Annotated in this window: 17 protein-coding genes; 10 read left to right on the top strand and 7 right to left on the bottom strand. The window is 54.9% G+C overall.

The features are described from left to right. Positions 1 to 53: 53 nt before the first annotated feature. Positions 54 to 548, bottom strand: coding sequence for a leucine-responsive transcriptional regulator Lrp (gene lrp, locus ABLV08_RS07510; RefSeq protein WP_000228469.1), 495 nt, complete (start codon positions 546 to 548; stop codon positions 54 to 56). Positions 549 to 1,080: 532 nt separating this feature from the next. On the opposite strand from lrp, the gene trxB reads away from it, so the two are divergent. The 5 genes from trxB (at position 1,081) to infA (ending at position 6,977) form a co-directional block, all read left to right on the top strand. Next, positions 1,081 to 2,049 carry a thioredoxin-disulfide reductase gene (gene trxB, locus ABLV08_RS07505; RefSeq protein ID WP_015367489.1) on the top strand — a complete coding sequence of 323 codons (969 nt, stop codon included), beginning with the start codon at positions 1,081 to 1,083 and terminating at the stop codon, positions 2,047 to 2,049. Between the two features lie 114 nt (positions 2,050 to 2,163). Further along, complete coding sequence (gene cydD, locus ABLV08_RS07500; protein WP_020079264.1) at positions 2,164 to 3,930, top strand: cysteine/glutathione ABC transporter permease/ATP-binding protein CydD; 1,767 nt, start codon at positions 2,164 to 2,166, stop codon at positions 3,928 to 3,930. Then, entirely contained in the window at positions 3,931 to 5,652 is a 1,722-nt protein-coding gene (gene cydC / locus ABLV08_RS07495; RefSeq protein ID WP_032707682.1) for a cysteine/glutathione ABC transporter ATP-binding protein/permease CydC, read from the top strand. Positions 5,653 to 5,694: 42 nt separating this feature from the next. After that, complete coding sequence (gene aat / locus ABLV08_RS07490) at positions 5,695 to 6,399, top strand: leucyl/phenylalanyl-tRNA--protein transferase (protein WP_015367492.1); 705 nt, start codon at positions 5,695 to 5,697, stop codon at positions 6,397 to 6,399. Positions 6,400 to 6,758: 359 nt separating this feature from the next. Beyond that, the gene (gene infA / locus ABLV08_RS07485) at positions 6,759 to 6,977 is read left to right on the top strand and encodes a translation initiation factor IF-1 (RefSeq protein WP_001040187.1); all 219 of its coding nucleotides are present in this window, start codon (positions 6,759 to 6,761) and stop codon (positions 6,975 to 6,977) included. 83 nt (positions 6,978 to 7,060) lie between these two features. On the opposite strand, the gene ABLV08_RS07480 is transcribed toward infA, so the two are convergent. From ABLV08_RS07480 to clpS, 3 genes are all read right to left on the bottom strand, one after another. Then, positions 7,061 to 7,537 (bottom strand): hypothetical protein, encoded by a 477-nt coding sequence (locus ABLV08_RS07480; protein WP_032714159.1) that lies wholly within the window; start codon positions 7,535 to 7,537, stop codon positions 7,061 to 7,063. Between the two features lie 98 nt (positions 7,538 to 7,635). Then, the gene (gene clpA, locus ABLV08_RS07475; RefSeq protein ID WP_015367493.1) at positions 7,636 to 9,915 is read right to left on the bottom strand and encodes an ATP-dependent Clp protease ATP-binding subunit ClpA; all 2,280 of its coding nucleotides are present in this window, start codon (positions 9,913 to 9,915) and stop codon (positions 7,636 to 7,638) included. Between the two features lie 30 nt (positions 9,916 to 9,945). Further along, entirely contained in the window at positions 9,946 to 10,263 is a 318-nt protein-coding gene (clpS, locus tag ABLV08_RS07470) for an ATP-dependent Clp protease adapter ClpS (protein WP_015367494.1), read from the bottom strand. A 324-nt stretch (positions 10,264 to 10,587) separates the two neighbouring features. Here clpS and cspD point away from each other — a divergent pair, with 324 nt between their 5' ends. Beyond that, complete coding sequence (gene cspD / locus ABLV08_RS07465; RefSeq protein WP_015367495.1) at positions 10,588 to 10,809, top strand: cold shock-like protein CspD; 222 nt, start codon at positions 10,588 to 10,590, stop codon at positions 10,807 to 10,809. 68 nt (positions 10,810 to 10,877) lie between these two features. Here the strand turns inward: cspD and macB are convergent, their stop codons facing one another. From macB to ABLV08_RS07450, 3 genes are all read right to left on the bottom strand, one after another. After that, positions 10,878 to 12,824 carry a macrolide ABC transporter ATP-binding protein/permease MacB gene (macB, locus tag ABLV08_RS07460; protein WP_348855701.1) on the bottom strand — a complete coding sequence of 649 codons (1,947 nt, stop codon included), beginning with the start codon at positions 12,822 to 12,824 and terminating at the stop codon, positions 10,878 to 10,880. Beyond that, complete coding sequence (gene macA, locus ABLV08_RS07455; RefSeq protein WP_045374057.1) at positions 12,821 to 13,936, bottom strand: macrolide transporter subunit MacA; 1,116 nt, start codon at positions 13,934 to 13,936, stop codon at positions 12,821 to 12,823. Before macA ends, macB begins: the two co-directional genes overlap by 4 nt. 150 nt (positions 13,937 to 14,086) lie before the next feature. Next, positions 14,087 to 15,745: an ATP-dependent endonuclease gene (locus tag ABLV08_RS07450; protein ID WP_045386697.1), complete on the bottom strand. Its 1,659-nt coding sequence runs from the start codon at positions 15,743 to 15,745 to the stop codon at positions 14,087 to 14,089. Between the two features lie 396 nt (positions 15,746 to 16,141). Between ABLV08_RS07450 and aqpZ the strand changes: the two genes are divergently transcribed. The 4 genes from aqpZ (at position 16,142) to hcr (ending at position 20,630) form a co-directional block, all read left to right on the top strand. Beyond that, complete coding sequence (gene aqpZ, locus ABLV08_RS07445) at positions 16,142 to 16,837, top strand: aquaporin Z (protein WP_015704870.1); 696 nt, start codon at positions 16,142 to 16,144, stop codon at positions 16,835 to 16,837. 117 nt (positions 16,838 to 16,954) lie between these two features. Further along, positions 16,955 to 17,854, top strand: coding sequence for a lysine exporter LysO family protein (locus ABLV08_RS07440; RefSeq protein ID WP_348855700.1), 900 nt, complete (start codon positions 16,955 to 16,957; stop codon positions 17,852 to 17,854). 143 nt (positions 17,855 to 17,997) lie between these two features. Further along, entirely contained in the window at positions 17,998 to 19,650 is a 1,653-nt protein-coding gene (gene hcp / locus ABLV08_RS07435; RefSeq protein ID WP_015704869.1) for a hydroxylamine reductase, read from the top strand. 11 nt (positions 19,651 to 19,661) lie between these two features. After that, positions 19,662 to 20,630, top strand: coding sequence for an NADH oxidoreductase (hcr, locus tag ABLV08_RS07430; RefSeq protein WP_048230734.1), 969 nt, complete (start codon positions 19,662 to 19,664; stop codon positions 20,628 to 20,630). The last annotated feature ends 219 nt before the right edge of the window (positions 20,631 to 20,849 follow it).

Raw genomic sequence — 20,849 nt, 5'->3', positions numbered from 1 at the left:
TATGGATTAACAGGAGTGTAATCAAACTACGTCGATTTTGCACCTGTTCCGTGTTAGCGCGTCTTGATTACCAGACGATTACTCTGCTTGACTTCTTCCATAACCACGTAGGTACGGGTGTCGTTTACGCCCGGCAGGCGCAGCAGGGTTTCGCCCAGCAATTTACGATACGCTGACATGTCCGGTACGCGGGTTTTCAACAGATAGTCAAAATCACCGGATACCAAGTGACACTCTTGAATTTCTTCAAGTTTTTGTACTGCGGCGTTAAATTGCTCAAACACATCCGGCGCACCACGATTCAGAGTAATCTCAACAAATACCAGAAGTGATGCATCCAGATAATGCGGGTTGAGCAGCGCCGTATAGCCCTGAATAAAACCCTGTCTTTCCAGTCGACGCACACGCTCAAGGCAAGGCGTCGGAGAAAGTCCCACCCGTTTGGAAAGCTCGACGTTGGAAATACGCCCGTCTTTTTGCAGTTCATTCAGAATGTTACGATCGATGCGGTCGAGATCTTTGCCAGGGCGTTTCTTGCTATCTACCATTATTATTGTCTCTCTGTATTCCTTCCCTACTCCTGTTCTGACTCTGCGCCTTCACTGCCAGAGCCCATCCCGTTATTACCCGTACGACGTTGAGTAACCCAGGGGTACGTGAGAAGCCCGTTGCCTGATGGCAGTCACCGACATCACGCATGGCGTCTGTCCACACCATGCGTAGATTTCGCTGACCCGGATAAAAATGGCATTTGCGTGCATGAACATTCGCCGCACGCGAAACACTGCTTTTCTTCTTCCATGAATGTTTTCGCAAAAGCACAGGGGATTGTCAAAGCAAAACATCGATTTTTAGTACAAGATGCCAGATATTCATCATCAACCCCCTCTGAATCTCATGTTTTCATCTTATAATCAGGGCGCTAACAGTAGAATTAATTATATTTTCCGCTCGTTAAATCGCCAATCCATCGGCGGGTTCTATTGCACATATCGTTAACAAAATCGCTACGCTCTTTTTTTACGCCCGCAAATTCCCTACAATCCAGCCCAATGTATGCCAATAAAATATGGGGATCTCATGGGCACAGCCAAACACAGTAAACTGCTTATTCTAGGTTCTGGACCTGCAGGATATACCGCGGCGGTCTATGCTGCGCGCGCAAACCTGCAGCCGGTGCTGATCACCGGCATGGAAAAAGGCGGTCAGCTGACCACCACCACTGAAGTGGAAAACTGGCCAGGCGACCCAAACGATCTGACCGGTCCGCTGCTCATGGAACGTATGCACGAGCATGCCACCAAGTTCGAAACTGAAATTATTTTCGATCACATCAGCAGCGTCGATCTGCAGAACCGTCCGTTCCGCCTGGTCGGCGACAGCGGCGAGTACACCTGTGACGCGCTGATCATCGCTACCGGCGCTTCCGCCCGTTACCTCGGCCTGCCTTCTGAAGAGGCTTTCAAAGGCCGCGGCGTCTCTGCCTGCGCCACCTGCGACGGTTTCTTCTATCGTAACCAGAAAGTCGCGGTCATCGGCGGCGGCAACACGGCGGTTGAAGAAGCGCTGTACCTGTCCAACATCGCTGCTGAAGTGCATCTGATCCACCGTCGCGACACCTTCCGCGCGGAAAAAATTCTGATCAAGCGCCTGATGGATAAAGTGGAAAGCGGCAATATCGTACTGCACACCGATCGCACCCTGGAAGAAGTCACCGGCGACCAGATGGGCGTCAGCGGACTGCGTCTGCGCGATACCAAAAATAGCGATAACGTTGAGACGCTGGACGTCGCCGGTCTGTTTGTCGCCATTGGACACAGCCCGAACACCGCTATCTTTGAAGGTCAGTTAGCGCTGGAAAACGGTTATATCAAAGTACAATCCGGTATCCACGGCAACGCCACGCAAACCAGTATTCCTGGCGTGTTCGCCGCGGGCGACGTGATGGACCATATCTACCGTCAGGCGATTACCTCCGCCGGCACCGGCTGTATGGCGGCGCTGGACGCGGAACGCTATCTGGATGGTTTAGCTGACGCTTGCAAATAATCTTTACAAGTCAGTAACAAAGGTAAAGAAGGCGACGAAAAGTCGCCTTTATTTTTGCCCCGTTGTAACATTGCCGTGCCCAAAAATCTCATAACGACACCTGCTAAGCGCGCAATGAATAAAACCCGTCAACAAGAGTTAACCCGCTGGTTAAAAGAAAAAAGCATTATCTCCCGTCGCTGGTTGATGATTTCTCGCCTGCTGGGCGTCGTGAGCGGTCTATTGATCGTCGCTCAGGCGTGGTTCCTGGCGCGAATACTTCACCGAATGATAATGGAAAATATCCCGGCGACGGCGCTGCTGCTGCCGTTTACCTTGCTGGCGCTGGTGCTGATCCTGCGCGCCTGGGTGGTGTGGCTACGCGAACGCGTCGGCTTCCACGCCGGCCAGCATATCCGTTATGAAATTCGCCGCCAGGTGCTTGACCGTCTTCAGCAGGCGGGCCCAGCCTGGATTCAAGGAAAACCCGCCGGCAGTTGGGCGACGCTCATCCTTGAGCAAATCGACGATATGCATGATTACTACGCGCGCTATCTGCCGCAGATGACGCTGGCCGCCTGCGTGCCGCTGCTGATTGTTATCACTATCTTCCCCAGCAACTGGGCAGCCGCGCTAATTTTACTCGGCACCGCCCCGCTGATCCCGCTCTTTATGGCGCTGGTCGGGATGGGCGCCGCCGATGCTAACCGGCGCAATTTCCTTGCGCTCGGTCGCCTTAGCGGCCACTTCCTCGACCGTCTGCGCGGCATGGAAACGCTACGCCTGTTCAACCGCGGCGAGGCGGAAATTAACAATATCCGCGATGCGTCGCAGGATTTCCGCCAGCGGACGATGGAAGTCCTGCGTCTGGCCTTTCTCTCCTCCGGCGTGCTGGAATTCTTTACCTCGCTCTCTATCGCGCTGGTGGCGGTCTATTTCGGTTTTTCCTACCTCGGCGAGCTCGACTTCGGCCACTACGGCGTCGGCGTCACGCTGATGTCCGGTTTTTTAACCCTGATTCTGGCCCCGGAGTTTTTCCAGCCGCTACGTGATTTAGGCACATTTTACCATGCCAAGGCGCAGGCCATTGGCGCGGCGGATAGCCTGAAGACTTTTATGGAAACGCCGCTGGCGCAGGCTGAACGGGGCGAGAAAACGCTAAGCGATCATGAACTGATTCGCCTCGAAGCCCGCGATCTGATGGTGAAATCGCCGGAAGGCAAAACGCTGGCAGGCCCGCTGAGTTTCACCCTGAACGCTGGCGAGCGCGTGGTCCTGGTCGGCCAGAGCGGTTCCGGTAAAAGCTCGCTGCTGAATACGCTGACAGGCTTTCTTCCCTATGAAGGTTCGCTACAGGTTAACGGCGTGGAGCTGCGCGATCTCGATGCTGAACGCTGGCGCCGGCTAATTAGCTGGGTCGGTCAAAACCCGCAACTGCCCGCCGCCACGCTGCGTGAAAACGTGCTGCTAGCGTGGCCAGAAGCCACGGAAGCGCAACTGCAGCTAGCCCTGGATAAGGCCTGGGTCAGCGAATTTATTTCCCAATTGCCACAAGGTATTAATACCCCGTTAGGCGATCAGGCTGGCGGCCTCTCGGTCGGCCAGGCTCAGCGTATTGCCGTTGCGCGCGCGCTGCTGGTGCCGTGCCGCCTGTTGCTGCTTGATGAACCAGCGGCCAGCCTTGACGCTCACAGCGAACAGCGTGTGATGCAGGCGCTATCTAACGCTTCTACCCAGCAGACCACGCTGATGGTTACTCACCAACTGGCAGGACTGGCCGAGTGGGATGCTATCTGGGTAATGCAGGATGGTCAGATTGTCGAGCAAGGCGGCTATGCGCAGCTTTCTGCCGCTGGAGGCGCGTTTGCCTCACTGTTAGCCCATCGCCAGGAGGAAATTTAAATGCGCGCACTGTTACCCTATCTGGCGCTATACAAACGCCACAAATGGCTGCTGACCCTCGGCGTGGTGCTGGCTATCGTCACTCTGCTGGCAAGTATCGGGCTATTAACGCTTTCCGGCTGGTTCCTGTCGGCCTCTGCGGTGGTCGGGGTCGCCGGGATTTACAGTTTTAACTACATGCTGCCTGCCGCAGGCGTTCGCGGCGCGGCAATTATTCGTACCGCCGGCCGCTACTTTGAGCGTCTGGTGAGCCACGATGCCACTTTCCGGGTATTGCAGCACCTGCGCGTCGCCACGTTTAGCAAACTACTGCCGCTCTCCCCTGCCGGGCTGGCGCGTTTTCGTCAGGGTGAGCTGCTCAACCGCATCGTGGCAGATGTCGATACGCTGGATCACCTCTATTTGCGCGTGATCTCGCCGCTGGTTGGTGCACTGGTGGTCATCCTGGTGGTGACCATCGGCTTAAGCGTACTCGATGTCACCCTGGCGCTCACGCTTGGCGGAATTATGCTGGCGACGCTACTCCTGCTGCCGCCGCTGTTTTACCGTGCTGGTAAGCCGACCGGGGAGCAGATCACCCAGCTCCGCGGGCAGTATCGCCAGCAACTCACCTCCTGGCTACAGGGGCAAGCCGAGTTAATGCTGTTTAATGCCAGCGATCGCTACCGTAAACAGATGGAAAAAACGGAACAGCGCTGGCAGGAGGCGCAGCGCCGCCAGGCTGAGCTCACCGCCCTGTCGCAGGCGCTGATGCTGCTGATTGGCGGCATCGCAGTGATCGCCATGCTGTGGATGGCCTCCGAAGGCGTTGGCGGTAATAGCCAGCCGGGGGCGCTGATCGCCCTCTTCGTGTTCTGCGCCTTAGCGGCATTTGAAGCGCTGGCGCCGGTCACCGGCGCCTTCCAACATCTCGGCCAGGTCATCGCGTCCGCTCGCCGCATTACACAGATTACCGAGCAGCAGCCCGAGGTGACGTTCAGCCAGCAGGCGCCGCAAAGCTTCTCCCAGGTAGCGCTTACCCTGAATGAGGTAACCTTCAGCTACCCGCAGCAGTCGGCCCCGGCGCTAAAAGATATTTCTCTGCAGGTCGCGGCAGGCGAGCATATCGCCATTCTTGGCCGTACCGGCTGCGGTAAATCGACTCTGCTGCAGCTATTGACCCGCGCCTGGGATCCGGCCAACGGTCAGATTCAGCTAAATGGCCAGCCACTTAGCGAGCTGTCTGAAACGACACTGCGCCAGGCGATGAGCGTCGTGCCGCAGCGGGTGCATCTCTTCAGCGCGACGCTGCGCGATAATCTGCTGCTCGCCGCGCCGCAGGTCAGCGACGCCAGGCTTGCCGATATCCTGGCGCGAGTCGGCCTGGAGAAATTGCTTGAAGATAGCGGCCTGAATAGCTGGCTTGGCGAAGGCGGACGTCAGCTTTCCGGCGGCGAATTACGTCGACTGGCTATCGCCCGCGCGCTATTGCACGATGCGCCGCTGATGCTGCTTGATGAACCCACCGAAGGCCTGGATGCAACAACGGAAAGCCAGATCCTTGATTTACTTAGTGAAGTGATGCGCGATAAAACCGTGTTGATGGTCACTCACCGTCTGCGCGGGCTGGCGCGTTTTAATCAGATAATAGTCATGGACAACGGCCAAATTATTGAGCAAGGTAGTCACGCAGAGCTGCTGGCGAAACAGGGCCGTTATTACCAGTTTAAGCAACGTCTGTAAGCTATTATTGTCAACAATTGCTGGTGCGTATTGAGGTCAAAAATGCGTCTGGTTCAGCTCTCTCGTGACTCTATCGCCTTCCCTTCCCCGGAAGGCGCTCTGCGTGAACCAAATGGCCTGCTGGCGCTGGGTGGCGATCTCAGCCCAGCCCGTTTGTTGATGGCCTATCAGCGCGGTATTTTTCCATGGTTTTCTCCCGGCGACCCTATTTTATGGTGGTCGCCCGATCCACGCGCCGTACTGTGGCCGGAGCAATTCCACTATAGCCGTAGCATGAAACGTTTCCATCAACGTTCGCCCTATCGGGTGACGCTCAATCACGCCTTCGGCCAGGTTATCGAGGGCTGCGCCAGCCATCGCGATGAAGGCACCTGGATCACCCATGGTATCGTTCAGGCCTATCACCAGTTACATGAACTCGGTCATGCTCACTCCATCGAAGTATGGGATGAGGATAGGCTGGTCGGCGGCATGTATGGCGTGGCGCAGGGAGCGCTGTTTTGCGGCGAGTCGATGTTCAGCCGGGCGGAAAATGCCTCCAAAACCGCGCTAATGATCTTCTGTCAGGCTTTTGCCCAGGGCGGTGGCAGATTAATTGACTGTCAGGTTCTTAATGCGCATACCGCCTCTTTAGGAGCGATTGAAATCCCGCGCCGCGATTATCTCGATTACCTTTCCGTATTACGCACCTATCGCTTACCGGAGCGATTTTGGGTACCAAGGGTGCTATTTACCGGTAATGGATAAATGTTTTCAGCACATTTCTTAGCGCGGTGGTATAATTGCGCGGTAGAGTAGCTTCTGCCTGTTGCCCCGCCGCCGTTTGGGAATATTAAGAGTCAGATAACGCCCATCGTTCTGTCACTGCCCTTTACGTTTGCGCCTGTCATGTGGTTTTACCGCGTGTATTCCGGGCAATGCGCCAAAACTACTTCGGCGATTTATACCCGTCATGTTTTAAGCTGCAGGCGCTGGCTGCGCGCAATTATTTACCGCCAGCCTGCGACGCGAACTGTTTTGGGTATACGTAAAACTTTACATACTTGCTGAACTTCGGCATTATCTTGCCGGTTCAAAACTACGGTAGTGATACCCCAGAGGACTAGATGGCCAAAGAAGACAATATTGAAATGCAGGGCACCGTACTTGAAACGTTGCCTAACACTATGTTCCGCGTAGAACTGGAAAACGGTCACGTGGTAACTGCGCATATTTCCGGTAAAATGCGTAAAAACTACATCCGCATTCTGACGGGCGACAAAGTGACTGTTGAGCTGACCCCGTACGACCTGAGCAAAGGCCGCATTGTCTTCCGTAGTCGCTAATTGTTTCCGCCGCTAAGGCGTCAGATGCTGAAGGCCGGGCTCCTGCCCGGTCTTTTCATTTCAACTTCCCTCACAGCGACTTATTATTGCGCCTCTGTAATCAACGGCAAGGTGTCGTTTTGCGCTTCTTTCGGTACCTGAGCGCTGATTTTATCGATGCCAATAAAATCGGAAGCGAACCCAGCATATATCATTAAGCCATATTCGGTGGTAATGGTTTTCTCGGTAGTGTAGTTCTGTGACTGCGTCATCACATCCACCTTTTCCCCTTTGTTGGTTTTCATCATCATACCAACACGCTGGATAATTAATGCGCACTCCGGTATCTGCTGCGTCTTCATCTCTTCCGCGGAGATATCGACCGTTTGCACCCGGGTAAACTGGCCCGCTTCGTTGGGGAAAAAAGCGTTATAGCGTGATTGTCCTGGGATTTTCACCAGATAGAAGGGATGTTCAGCACCGGTAAAACGATAACTTCCCGTCATATCCGGACATTGCGCCTGAGCGGTAATAGAAAACAGCGCCAGTGAGGCGCAGAGCAATAGCTTGCCGGGTTTCATGGTTCATCCTTGTGATGTGATCCGTCCTGCTCCACGCTAATAAAAAAAGACCGGGCTGTCACCAACCCGGTCTTTATCACTGAACAATTCAGAATTTATTAATGCGCCGCTTCCGGTTTGTGCTTCTGCGCGCTGTGGAAGCCGTAGGTCAGCACATTGTTGGCTTTATCCAACTCAACGGTAACCTGGCCGCCATCCACCAGCGAACCAAACAGCAGCTCGTTTGCCAGCGGTTTCTTCAGGTTGTCCTGAATCACCCGCGCCATTGGACGCGCGCCCATTGCCCGGTCATAGCCCTTCTCAGCCAGCCAGTCACGCGCTTCCTGACTCACTTCCAGCGATACGCCTTTCTGATCCAGCTGTACCTGAAGTTCGACGATAAACTTATCGACTACTTGATGGATCACGGTGGTAGAGAGGTGATCGAACCAGATGATGTTGTCGAGACGGTTACGGAACTCCGGCGTAAAGATCTTTTTGATCTCTTCCATCGCATCGGTGCTGTTATCCTGCTGAATAAGACCAATCGATTTACGCTCGGTTTCACGCACCCCGGCGTTGGTGGTCATCACCAGCACCACGTTGCGGAAGTCCGCTTTACGACCGTTGTTATCGGTCAGCGTACCGTTATCCATCACCTGCAGCAGGATATTGAAGACATCCGGATGCGCTTTTTCGATCTCATCAAGCAGCAGCACCGCGTGCGGATGTTTGATAACCGCATCGGTCAACAGCCCGCCCTGATCGAAACCGACGTATCCCGGAGGGGCGCCAATCAAACGGCTGACGGTATGACGTTCCATATACTCGGACATATCAAACCGCAGCAGTTCAATACCCAGCGCTTTCGCCAGCTGCACGGTGACTTCGGTTTTCCCAACCCCGGTCGGCCCGGCGAACAGGAAAGAGCCAACCGGTTTATGCTCATGTCCAAGCCCGGCACGCGCCATTTTGATGGCTTCGGTCAGCGCTTCAATCGCTTTATCCTGACCAAAGACCAGCATTTTCAGGCGGTCGCCAAGGTTTTTCAGCGTATCGCGATCGCTGCGGGAGACGCTCTTCTCCGGAATACGCGCGATGCGCGCAACCACGGATTCGATATCCGCCACATTGACCGTTTTCTTACGCTTGCTGACCGGCATCAGCCGCGCCCGCGCGCCCGCTTCGTCGATCACGTCAATCGCCTTATCCGGCAGATGACGATCGTTGATGTATTTCACCGCCAGCTCGACCGCCGCACGCACCGCTTTGGCGGTATAACGCACATCGTGGTGCGCTTCATACTTCGGTTTCAGGCCGTTGATGATCTGCACCGTCTCTTCGACAGAAGGCTCGGTCACGTCGATTTTCTGGAAACGACGCGCTAAGGCACGATCTTTTTCGAAGATGTTGCTGAACTCCTGGTAGGTCGTGGAGCCAATCACCCTGATCTTGCCGCCGGAAAGCAGCGGTTTAATCAGGTTAGCCGCATCAACCTGGCCGCCGGAGGCCGCCCCTGCGCCGATGATGGTATGGATCTCATCGATAAACAGGATGCTATTGGTATCCTGCTCAAGCTGTTTCAGCAGCGCTTTAAAGCGTTTTTCAAAATCGCCGCGATATTTGGTTCCTGCCAGCAGCGAACCGATATCCAGTGAGTAAATAGTGCAATCCGCCATCACTTCCGGCACGTCGCCCTGGACGATACGCCAGGCGAGCCCTTCCGCAATCGCGGTCTTGCCGACGCCGGATTCTCCCACCAGCAGCGGGTTGTTCTTACGGCGGCGGCACAATACCTGAATAGCACGCTCCAGCTCTTTATCACGGCCGATCAGCGGATCGATACCGCCTACGCGTGCAAGCTGGTTGAGATTGGTGGTGAAGTTTTCCATACGATCCTCCCCGCCTGCTTGCTCTTCGTTACCCGGCTGGCTCGCATTGTTTTCCGAAGGCTGGCTGGGCTCGTCTTTGCGCGTACCGTGAGAGATGAAATTCACCACATCAAGGCGGCTGACTTCATGTTTACGCAGCAGATAGGCGGCCTGCGACTCCTGCTCGCTGAAAATCGCGACCAGTACGTTAGCGCCGGTCACTTCGCTGCGACCGGAGGATTGGACGTGGAAAACCGCACGCTGCAGCACGCGCTGAAAGCTTAGCGTCGGCTGGGTGTCTCGCTCTTCTTCCGTAGCCGGAAGGACGGGAGTGGTCTGTTCGATGAAGGCTTCAAGTTCCTGACGCAAAGCGACCAGGTCCACGGAACAGGCTTCCAGCGCTTCGCGTGCCGAGGGGTTGCTGAGCAAAGCCAGCAACAAGTGCTCGACGGTCATAAATTCATGACGGTGCTCGCGCGCTCTGGCGAAAGCCATGTTTAAACTGAGTTCCAGTTCTTGATTGAGCATAGGCACCTCCCCCAATTTTCATGCCTGTAATCAGGCTTTCTCTAGCGTACACAGCAATGGATGCTCGTTCTCCTTGGCATACTGGTTCACCATAGCGACCTTGGTTTCCGCAACTTCGGCGGTAAAAACGCCGCAAATCGCCTTACCTTCATAGTGAACCGTGAGCATCAGTTGCGTTGCACGTTCTACATCATAAGAAAAGAATTTTTGTAACACGTCAATAACAAACTCCATTGGAGTGTAGTCATCATTGACTAATATCACTTTATACATAGATGGTGGTTTAAGCGCATCACGAACTTCATCTTCTACCAGTTGATCGAAGTCCAGCCAATCTCTCTTACTCATCGTCAATGTTCGTCATCGGTTGCTGTTGCCAACAGGCCGCGGCCTGTCGATGATCTGAGGTTATGCACGTTACAAATCTACAATAGATCATAGATAACTATCATCTATTGCTTCCATCCGCGACGCCTGTCACATTCCCCAGCAATAGCGTTAACTGCTTCAAATTTTGACGCATTTTTCACCGTCCACCCTCGTCAATTGCTTGACGCATTTCCGTATTTCTCTAAATTGTACTGGCGAGAGTTGGCGAGCAATTGTACAACTCGTGACTCCCTACCGGTTCATTCCATCTTACTTATAAAGATTTACGAAGGATGTCGAAGTATGGAAATGGGTACTGTTAAGTGGTTCAACAATGCCAAAGGGTTCGGTTTCATTTGCCCTGAGGGCGGCGGCGAAGACATTTTCGCCCATTACTCCACCATCCAGATGGATGGTTACAGAACGCTAAAAGCCGGGCAATCCGTTCGGTTTGATGTTCACCAGGGGCCGAAAGGCAATCACGCCAGCGTGATTGTTCCTGTGGAAGCAGAAACGGCTGCATAACTCTTTTGCTTCATTGTGTACATCCTGCTAATAAAATGCCAGTCCTTCTGACTGGCATTTTTATCACCTTACTCTCGTGCCAACGCATCCACAGGGTCTAATCGCGCGGCATTACGCGCCGGCAACCAGCCAAACAGCACCCCGGTCAACGTCGAACATAAAAATGCGGTCAATAGCGCCAGCGGCGAAAAACCGATTTCCCAACCGGGTAAGAACAGTTGCAAAATGAACGCAATCATCAACGATAAACTCACGCCGATGGCGCCGCCCACCAGACAAACCAGCACCGCTTCAATAAGAAACTGCTGCAGAACATCCCTGGCCCGGGCGCCAACCGCCATTCTGATGCCGATTTCACGGGTACGTTCCGTCACTGACACCAGCATGATATTCATCACCCCGATTCCGCCGACGACCAGCGCGATCACCGCCACCAGGGTCAGGAACAGCTGTAAAGTATGTGTGGTCCTTTCCGCCGTTTTCAAGACACTGTCCATATTCCAGGTGAAAACATCTTTTTTGCCATGGCGGAGCTCCAGCAACCGCACCAGCTGCTGTTCAGCGGTGGCGCTATCGTAGCCCTCCTGCACGCGGACGGTTATCGAGTTTAACCACGATTGCCCCATCACCCGTCCGGCCATCGTGGAGTAAGGCAGCCAGACGCGAAGAATTTTGCTGCTGCCGAACATCGATTGCTTCTCATCGGCCACGCCGACAATCGTCGCCGGCATATTACCGACCAAAATCACCTCGCCAACCACTTTCGCCTTGTGAGGAAATAGCTGGCGGCGGGCATTGCTATCCAGCACCACCACCTGCGCCCGGCTATTCAGCTGCAGCTCATTGAACGTATTTCCCTCGCTGAACGTCATACCGTAAACATTGAAATATTGCGCGCCAACGCCTTCAGCGCTGGCGGCCACATCGATATTATTGGCGCGCAGACGCAGGCTTTTCGATACCGCCGGCGTCGCAGAGCTCACCCACGGCTGTTTTTGAATTGCCAGCAGATCATCATATTTTAACGCCTGCTGATAACGCGGATCGTCATCGCCAAAATCTTTGCCGGGGTAAACATCGATGGTATTGGTGCCGATAGCGCGAATATCGGCTAAGACCAGTTGTTTCGCCGCATCGCCAACCACCACAATAGAGACCACCGAAGCGATACCAATAATGATGCCGAGCATAGTAAGCAGCGTACGCATTTTATTCGCCGCCATCGCCCGCCAGGCCATCACCAGCGCCTCGCGAAAACCGCTACTGAACTGACGCCAGACGGAAGGCTCCGCACGGGATTCGGCGCGAAGCACGCCGCCTTTCTCCGGCGATGACGGCGGCGGGTTACGCACAATTTCACCGTCGCGCAGCTCGATGATTCTCTCCGCCTGAGCCGCGACCTGCGGGTCGTGGGTGACGATAATCACCGTATGCCCTTGCGCCTTTAGCTGATGCAGGATGGCCATAACCTCTTCGCCTGAGCGGCTATCCAGCGCCCCGGTCGGTTCATCGGCGAGGATCACCTCACCGCCGTTCATCAGGGCGCGCGCGATACTCACGCGCTGCTGCTGGCCGCCGGATAGCTGCGACGGGAAGTATTCCGCTCGCTCGCCCAGACCTAATCGGGTGAGTAAATCTCGCGCCCGTTCAAGACGAATCCGGCGCTCTTTACCGGCATAGATAGCAGGGACCTCGACGTTTTGCGCCGCCGTGAGGTGCGATAACAGATGGTAACGCTGGAAAATAAAGCCGAAGTGCTCGCGGCGCAGCCTGGCCAATTCATCACCGCTCAGATGCGCCACATCGACCCCGGCAACCTGATAGGTGCCGCTGGTGGGCTTATCAAGGCAGCCAAGGATGTTCATCAGCGTCGATTTCCCGGACCCTGAAGCCCCGACGATCGCCACCATTTCCCCGGCGGCAATACTGAGGGTTATCCCCTTCAGCACGTCAACTTCACTGTCGCCAGAGGGGTAACTGCGGCGAATATCACGCAGGTCAAGCAGCGCCGTCATTTTGTCGCTCCGGGCGTGCTTTCGCTGATAATCACCTCATCGCCCTCTTCCAGCCCTTTCGCTACCGCCACATCGGTATCGTTACGCGCGCCAATAACGATTTCACGCTCTTTCACTTCCCCGTTGCGCAGCAGGCGCACGTTGTAGCGGTTATCGCCGATGGCGTCGCCCAGCGCGCTGAGGGGAATAGTAATCACGTTTTTCACTTCCGCTAGCTGGATATGCACCTGCGCAGTCATTTCAAGACGCAGGATCCCCTGCGGGTTAGGGACTTCAAAACGCGCATAATAAAATATGGCATCATTGACCTTTTCCGGCGTCGGCAGAATATCCTTCAGCGTACCTTCGTAACGAGTCAGAGGATCGCCGAGTACCGTAAACCAGGCTTTTTGCCCCGGCTTAAGATGGATCACGTCAGCTTCCGAAACCTGAGCTTTGACCAGCATGGTACTGAGGTCCGCCAGGGTCAGGATGTTTGGCGCCTGCTGGGCGGCAATCACCGTCTGTCCCTGCAGAGTAGTGATTTGCGTCACTTCGCCGGACATCGGCGCGAGGATACGCGTATAGTCGAGGTTGGTTTTCGCGGTGTCGAGGGTCGCCTGGTTGCGTTTGATCTGCGCTTCGATGGTGCCGATTTGCGCCTCTTTCACCGCCACATCGGTGGCGGCGGTATCCAGATCCTGGCGAGAAACCAGCTGGCGCTGCGCTAACTGCTGCTGGCGCGCTAATGTTACCTGCGCGAGCTTGCGTTCGGCCTGCGCCTGTTTCAACTGCGCGCGCAGTTCCATGAGCGTCGCGTCGACTTCTTTAATCTGGTTTTCCGCCTGCTCCGGGTCGATAACCCCCAGTAGCTGGTCTTTCTGCACTTTATCGCCAATATTGACGCGCAGCGTTTTCAACTGGCCGCTGACCTGGGCGCCGACGTCGACTTTACGCAGCGCATCTAATTTGCCCGTCGCCAGTACGCTCTGCTGCAGGTCGCCTTTACGCGCCACCAGCGTTTGATACTGCGGCAACGGCGCATTCAGAATACGCCATCCCCAGATGGCCGCAATCACTACCACCAGCGCCAACAGCCACCAGACTTTCCTGCGTTTTCCATTCAATGTCATAAAAAATTCCTGATCTATTCCCCGCAGCTCGGACGATGATTCTAACGGAAGCAGCGGCGAACAGAAGCCAGAATTTTAGCAATGCTTAATGTTTATTGATGTTAGGCTGCGGCGAGTCTTGCGTAACATGGCACGGTTTTCGCCGCTGGCCTAATCAGCGCGACCACGCGCCAGCCACAGCACGCGGGAAAACATCTTTTTCAGTAATGTCGGGACGGCGTCTACTCCCCGCCGCCCGGCCTCCATCGCGACCTCTATCGCCAGATCGGGTTTCGATGAACGATGTATGGCTTTTGTTATCACCCGGCGCATGTTCATCGGCATATTCTCCGGGATCTGCGCCACACGGTGGTATACATCGTCGAACCCCTGACGATACATAAAGTGTTCCATGTCCATTGCCGGAAGCATGGTTAAGTGCACTCGTTCCAGTTCGTTATCATTGTTGAGCAGCCCACGTACCGTAGCGGCATACTTCTTTCCTGCCTCATCGCCATCAACCAACACATGCCATTCAATCCCCATCCGGCGGGCGAATTTTATCAGCGGCTTGAGCCCGGATTGGGCGAATTCAATCACCTTCACCCCTTCAGCATCGAAATGATGCCCGCACTGGCGCGCCAGTTCGTTGATAACCCAGGTTTCCGTTTCGCCTTCCACCAGTAACCAGCAACGGGCAAACAGCGATGACGCGCGGTTGAAGCGAATGTGAAACGCAATGCGGCGACTATCTTCCGCATTCATCCCGCCGGGACCGAGCCGCCACGCCGAGACGCGGGACGATTCACGCACCAGCCGACACACCTGCTCAACCGGCGTCAACGACAACAGCTCGCCGGAATTGGTCGTGGTCACTCGCTGCAGTGGCAGCAGATTCAGCAAATGCCAGGCGACCGAGAGCATGATCGGATGCAGACGCGTTTCCGGGTCCTCAATCAGCAGCAGCGGCCGCGCATCGCGATCGAGTCGGACGGTTCCCTTCGCCTGCAATAAAGTGGAGAACAACCCAAGCAAGATCACCCGATGACTGCGACCGCCGGGTTTATCAATCATTCGGTTAATAATATCGAGATAGCGCCAGCTGCGTTGTTCGTCATGAGAACGTCGGCGCATCAGGCGATTGCGGCTTTGCGCGCTGCTCTGCTCGGCGAAGTAATGTTCCAGCAGTTGCACCATCGCCGACAGCCCTTCGCGGATTTGTCCATCGGTAAGATTTTGCGGATGATTGACCAGTTCGCGGGAGAGAAAATCCAGTTGCCTGGCGGTAATCTCAATTTGCGGCGAATGCGGCACGGTTCCGTTGTGAATTCGGCGCATAAAGCGGGCGTCGCGCAGGCGCAATACCGGCATTAAGCGCACCAGGTGGCGCGCCAGATCGTCGATATCATGCATCTCCAGCGCCTCTCCCTGGCAGTTAATAAAACTACGCAGAGTCATCACGCTGCCGTCATCAGCCAGCTCACCCTCAAGGCGATAGAAAATGCGCTGATAGCCGTCATCACAGGGCACCCAGCAATCGCTAAGGGGGCGAAAACGGCGTACGCGATGGCGCCCGGGTTCATTTTCGCGGAAGGTTAAAATGATATGCAGATGATGCTCCCGCCCCTGAATATCGCCGGGGGGAAACCAGAAGTCATCGCGCACGAAATGGTACAGGTCAAACTCAGGCGATAAAAGCAGCGTCAGAGCGTCCAGCAGACTGGATTTCCCCCAGGCGTTCTCGCCGATTAGCACATTGTTTTGCTCAAGCATCAACGATAAACGGTTGATACCGCGAAATCCGACGATCTCTACACGCTCAAGATGCATATCCCCTCCACCTGGCGCCACATTCTCCTTCAGTAATCAGCAGTATAGCGAGGCCGGGGCGACATGGCATCCTTTGCGCAAAGAGTGAACCATAGCCCGTTGGGGCATAAGAGTTTGTAAGGTTACAACACTTAATTTCATTTAATTAATTAAATAATTCATCATTGTGAGTAGTTTATTTTTCAAATTTATGTTCTACACTTGCATAATTCATGCATGGTGAAAGGAAGACCATCTCATTGCTCTAAATCAAATTACATCAATTTATTTAACTAGTCCGAGGGTGGCGTTCGTTCCTAAAATAGCGGCGCTTTATTTTTATCGTCATTCTTTGCGTCGATAAATAAAGACCGGCACGTCATAACGTGTTCGTTTACATTATTATTTGAGGTGGTTATGTTCAGAAAATTAGCAGCAGAGTGCTTTGGCACATTCTGGCTCGTATTCGGCGGCTGCGGTAGCGCAGTGCTGGCAGCGGCTTTCCCGGAACTGGGAATTGGTTTTGCCGGCGTGGCCTTAGCCTTTGGTTTAACCGTATTAACTATGGCGTTCGCCGTGGGCCATATTTCCGGCGGTCACTTTAACCCGGCGGTGACTTTAGGTCTGTGGGCTGGCGGTCGTTTCCCGGCTAAAGACGTAATTGGTTATATTGTCGCACAGGTTGTCGGCGGTATTATTGCCGCCGCCGTGCTGTACGTTATCGCCAGCGGTAAAGCCGGTTTCGACGCTGCCGCGAGCGGCTTCGCTTCAAACGGTTTCGGCGAACACTCCCCAGGCGGCTACTCCATGCTGTCCGCTATCGTTATCGAAATCGTGCTGACCTGTGGTTTCCTGCTGGTTATTCACGGTGCGACCGATAAAAACGCCCCGGCGGGCTTTGCGCCGATCGCTATCGGCCTGGCGCTGACCCTTATCCACCTGATTAGCATTCCGGTGACCAATACGTCCGTTAACCCGGCGCGTAGCACCGCGGTCGCTATCTTCCAGGGCGGCTGGGCGCTGCAACAGCTGTGGTTGTTCTGGGTGATGCCAATCATCGGCGGTATCCTCGGCGGCGTGCTGTATCGCACCCTGCTCGAAAAACGCGATTAATCCTCGCGAGAAGCCCGGCGATGCCGGGCTTTTTCTTTTTGTCGACAGCTTTACTCGGCCTGGCGAATTGGGTAGTGTCATTGGCGCTATTCTTAATTTGCAAGGACCTTGCCGTTCATGTTTTCGGGACTATTAATCATTCTGCTGCCGTTGATTGTCGGCTATCTGATTCCTCTGCGTCACCCTTCCGCACTTAAACTGATTACCCGGCTGCTGAGCTGGATTGTTTACGTGATCCTCTTTTTCATGGGGATTAGCCTTGCCTTCCTCGATAATCTCAGCAGCAATCTGTTGTCGATACTGTATTACTCTGCGGTAAGCATTGTGGTTATTATTCTGTGCAATATTGCAGCACTATTATGGCTGGATAAAAAAATGCCGTGGCGGGTCAAGCATCGTCCGGAAAAATTACCCTCGCGCCTGGCGATGGCTCTCGAGTCGCTGCAGCTGCTTGGCGTCGTACTAATTGGTTTCCTGCTGGGGTTAAGCGGCCTCTCATTTTTACAACACGCGACCGAAGCCAGCGAATATACGTTAATTTTCTTGTTATTCCTTATCGGTATTCAGCTGCGTAATAATGGAATGACATTACGGCAAATTGTGCTTAATCGCCGCGGAATGATTGTCGCGGTCGTGGTCGCGGCGAGCTCATTATTTGGCGGAGTGATTAATGCCCTTATTCTTGGTCTGCCCATTAAAACCGGTCTGGCGATGGCGTCCGGCTTCGGCTGGTACTCCCTTTCCGGGATCCTGATGACCGAATCCTATGGCCCGGTCATTGGCAGCGCGACATTCTTTAACGATCTGGCCCGCGAACTGCTGGCGATAATGTTAATCCCCGGCATGGTATTGCGTAGCCGCTCTACCGCGCTTGGGCTGTGCGGCGCAACCTCAATGGACTTTACTCTACCGGTGCTACAGCGCTCAGGCGGCGTAGAAATCGTTCCTGCAGCTATCGTACACGGTTTTATCCTTAGTCTGCTGGTGCCGGTACTGATGGCGTTCTTCTCAGCCTGATCCCCCGTGGCGGTAGATTCCCTACCGCCAAAATTGCGCTAAATCAATCTCCCTTTAAGTTGTGTCAGAAATACCTTTTCTCCGTACAGCCACAGGCATAATCTTAAACATGTATCTAAAATATAACTTTAAAAGGTGTGATCATGTTTTGTGTGCAATGTGAACAAACTATCCGTACGCCGGCAGGAAATGGCTGTTCTTACGCGCAGGGTATGTGCGGTAAAACCGCTGAGACCTCTGATTTGCAGGATCTGTTGATTGCTTCTTTGCAGGGTCTGTCCGCATGGGCCGTTAAAGCGCGTGAATATGGCATCATCGATCATGAGGTGGATAATTTCGCCCCGCGCGCGTTCTTCTCTACTCTGACCAACGTGAACTTCGACTCACCGCGTATCGTTGGTTACGCCCGTCAGGCGATCGCCATGCGCGAGGCGCTGAAAGCGCAATGCCTGAATATTGATGCCAACGCTTCGGTCGACAGCCCGGTAGCCGATCTGCAACTGGTCAGCGATGATCTGGGCGATCTGCAGCGTCAGGCGGCGGACTATACGCCAAATAAAGACAAGGCCGCGATCGGCGAGAATATCCTCGGCCTGCGCCTGCTGTGCCTGTACGGCCTGAAAGGCGCCGCGGCCTATATGGAACACGCGCACGTGCTCGGTCAGTACGACAACGACATTTACGCCCAGTATCATAAAATCATGGCGTGGCTGGGTACCTGGCCTGCCGATATGAACGCTCTGCTGGAGTGTTCGATGGAAATCGGCCAGATGAACTTCAAAGTGATGAGTATCCTCGACGCCGGTGAAACCACGAAATATGGTCACCCAACGCCGACTCAGGTCAACGTTAAAGCCACCGAAGGTAAGTGCATCCTGATCTCCGGACACGACCTGAAAGATCTCTATAACCTGCTGGAGCAGACTGAAGGCACCGGCGTAAACGTCTATACCCACGGTGAAATGTTGCCGGCCCACGGTTATCCGGAGCTGCGTAAGTTCAAACACCTGATTGGCAACTACGGCAGCGGTTGGCAAAACCAGCAGGTTGAATTCGCCCGCTTCCCGGGCCCCATCGTGATGACCTCGAACTGCATCATCGACCCAACCGTCGGCGCCTACGACGACCGCATCTGGACCCGCAGCATCGTCGGCTGGCCGGGCGTCAATCATCTGGAAGGCGAAGATTTCTCCCCGGTTATCACCCAGGCGCAGCAAATGGCCGGCTTCCCGTACAGCGAAATCCCGCATCTGATCACCGTCGGCTTCGGTCGCCAGACGCTGCTCGGCGCGGCGGATACGCTGATTGATCTGGTTAGCCGTGAAAAACTGCGTCACATCTTCCTCGTCGGCGGCTGCGACGGCGCGCGCGGCGAACGTAACTACTTCACCGATTTCGCTACCAGCGTACCAGACGACTGCCTGATTTTGACCCTCGCGTGCGGTAAATACCGCTTCAACAAACTGGATTTCGGCGATATCGAAGGCCTGCCGCGTCTGGTCGATGCCGGTCAGTGTAACGATGCCTACTCGGCGATTATTCTCGCGGTAACGCTGGCGGAAAAACTGGGCTGCGGCGTAAACGATCTGCCGCTGTCGTTGGTGCTCTCCTGGTTCGAACAAAAAGCCATCGTCATCCTGCTGACGCTGCTGTCGCTGGGGGTGAAAAACATAGTCACCGGTCCGACCGCGCCAGGCTTCTTCACCCCGGACCTGCTGGCTATCCTCAACGAGAAATTTGGTCTGCGTTCCGTCACCACCGTAGAACAAGATATGCAGCAGTTGCTGAGCGCATAAGGAGTCACCGCATGACAATGCCAACCGATCAGTGCCCGTGGCGGATGCAGGTTCATCATATTCAGCAGGAAACGCCTGATGTGTGGACCATTTCGTTGCTGTGCCACGACTACTATCCCTATCGCGCCGGGCAGTACGCGCTGGTCAGCGTGCGCCATTCGGCGGATACGCTGCGTGCCTACACCCTCTCCTCAACGCCGGGGGTCAGTGAATACATTACGCTGACCGTTCGTCGTATTGATGATGGCGCAGGCTCACAGTGGTTAACCCGCGATGTGAAACGCGGCGACTATATCTGGCTGTCGGATGCGATGGGCGAGTTTACCTGTGAAGATAAAACAACCGATCGTTTTCTGATGCTGGCCGCCGGCTGCGGCGTGACGCCGATTATGTCGATGCGCCGCTGGTTAGCGAAGTATCGTCCGCAGGCGGATGTGCAGGTTATCTTTAACGTACGTTCGCCGCAGGATGTCATTTTCGCCGAAGAGTGGCGTCAATACCCGGTCACGCTGGTGGCGGAACACGACGCGACCCCGGGCTTCGTCGCCGGTCGTCTCACCCGCGAACTATTGCAAAGCGTGCCGGATTTAGCCAACCGTACCGTAATGACCTGCGGCCCGGCGCCTTATATGGAGATGGTCGAACAGGAAGTGACGGCGCTTGGCGTGACGCGTTTCTTTAAAGAGAAGTTCTTTACCCCGGTGGCGGAAGCCGCTACCGACGGATTGAAATTCACCAAGCTGCAGCCGGCGAAAACGTTCTACGCGCCGGTCGGCACCACGTTGCTGGAAGCGCTGGAGAGCAATAAGGTACCGGTGACCGTCGCCTGCCGCGCTGGCGTCTGCGGCTGCTGCAAAACCAAAGTGGTTGCCGGGGAATATAGCGTTACCAGCACCATGACGCTGACCGATGCCGAAATCGCCGACGGCTACGTGCTAGCCTGCTCCTGCCACCCACAGAGCGATCTGGTTCTCGCCTGAGGTCAAAACCCCAGGGGGCGCTACCGCTTACCGGGGCTACAGGGCCGTAGATACTGTTATCGGTTTGCAACTTTTTTAAGGGTTTTCCCGGACGCGGCGCGTTGCGCCTTCTCCGGGCTACCAAATCGCAAAGCGCTGTAGCCCCGGTAAGCGGTAGCGCCACCGGGGGATTTTGAGATCACCAGCACCAGTAGTGTCAGCCAGCGTGGTGAATAAATT

This window comes from Klebsiella sp. CN_Kp088 (assembly GCF_040064335.1).
GTDB lineage: Bacteria > Pseudomonadota > Gammaproteobacteria > Enterobacterales > Enterobacteriaceae > Klebsiella > Klebsiella aerogenes.
Note: the sequence above shows the minus strand (reverse complement) of the source record. Positions and strands in the feature narration are given on the sequence as shown.

What these genes read in the sequence shown, in the direction of transcription:
- lrp (WP_000228469.1), bottom strand. Translation starts at nt 548, where the DNA reads ATGGTAGATAGCAAGAAACGCCCTGGCAAAGATCTCGACCGCATCGAT.
- trxB (WP_015367489.1), top strand. Translation starts at nt 1,081, where the DNA reads ATGGGCACAGCCAAACACAGTAAACTGCTTATTCTAGGTTCTGGACCT.
- cydD (WP_020079264.1), top strand. Translation starts at nt 2,164, where the DNA reads ATGAATAAAACCCGTCAACAAGAGTTAACCCGCTGGTTAAAAGAAAAA.
- cydC (WP_032707682.1), top strand. Translation starts at nt 3,931, where the DNA reads ATGCGCGCACTGTTACCCTATCTGGCGCTATACAAACGCCACAAATGG.
- aat (WP_015367492.1), top strand. Translation starts at nt 5,695, where the DNA reads ATGCGTCTGGTTCAGCTCTCTCGTGACTCTATCGCCTTCCCTTCCCCG.
- infA (WP_001040187.1), top strand. Translation starts at nt 6,759, where the DNA reads ATGGCCAAAGAAGACAATATTGAAATGCAGGGCACCGTACTTGAAACG.
- ABLV08_RS07480 (WP_032714159.1), bottom strand. Translation starts at nt 7,537, where the DNA reads ATGAAACCCGGCAAGCTATTGCTCTGCGCCTCACTGGCGCTGTTTTCT.
- clpA (WP_015367493.1), bottom strand. Translation starts at nt 9,915, where the DNA reads ATGCTCAATCAAGAACTGGAACTCAGTTTAAACATGGCTTTCGCCAGA.
- clpS (WP_015367494.1), bottom strand. Translation starts at nt 10,263, where the DNA reads ATGAGTAAGAGAGATTGGCTGGACTTCGATCAACTGGTAGAAGATGAA.
- cspD (WP_015367495.1), top strand. Translation starts at nt 10,588, where the DNA reads ATGGAAATGGGTACTGTTAAGTGGTTCAACAATGCCAAAGGGTTCGGT.
- macB (WP_348855701.1), bottom strand. Translation starts at nt 12,824, where the DNA reads ATGACGGCGCTGCTTGACCTGCGTGATATTCGCCGCAGTTACCCCTCT.
- macA (WP_045374057.1), bottom strand. Translation starts at nt 13,936, where the DNA reads ATGACATTGAATGGAAAACGCAGGAAAGTCTGGTGGCTGTTGGCGCTG.
- ABLV08_RS07450 (WP_045386697.1), bottom strand. Translation starts at nt 15,745, where the DNA reads ATGCATCTTGAGCGTGTAGAGATCGTCGGATTTCGCGGTATCAACCGT.
- aqpZ (WP_015704870.1), top strand. Translation starts at nt 16,142, where the DNA reads ATGTTCAGAAAATTAGCAGCAGAGTGCTTTGGCACATTCTGGCTCGTA.
- ABLV08_RS07440 (WP_348855700.1), top strand. Translation starts at nt 16,955, where the DNA reads ATGTTTTCGGGACTATTAATCATTCTGCTGCCGTTGATTGTCGGCTAT.
- hcp (WP_015704869.1), top strand. Translation starts at nt 17,998, where the DNA reads ATGTTTTGTGTGCAATGTGAACAAACTATCCGTACGCCGGCAGGAAAT.
- hcr (WP_048230734.1), top strand. Translation starts at nt 19,662, where the DNA reads ATGACAATGCCAACCGATCAGTGCCCGTGGCGGATGCAGGTTCATCAT.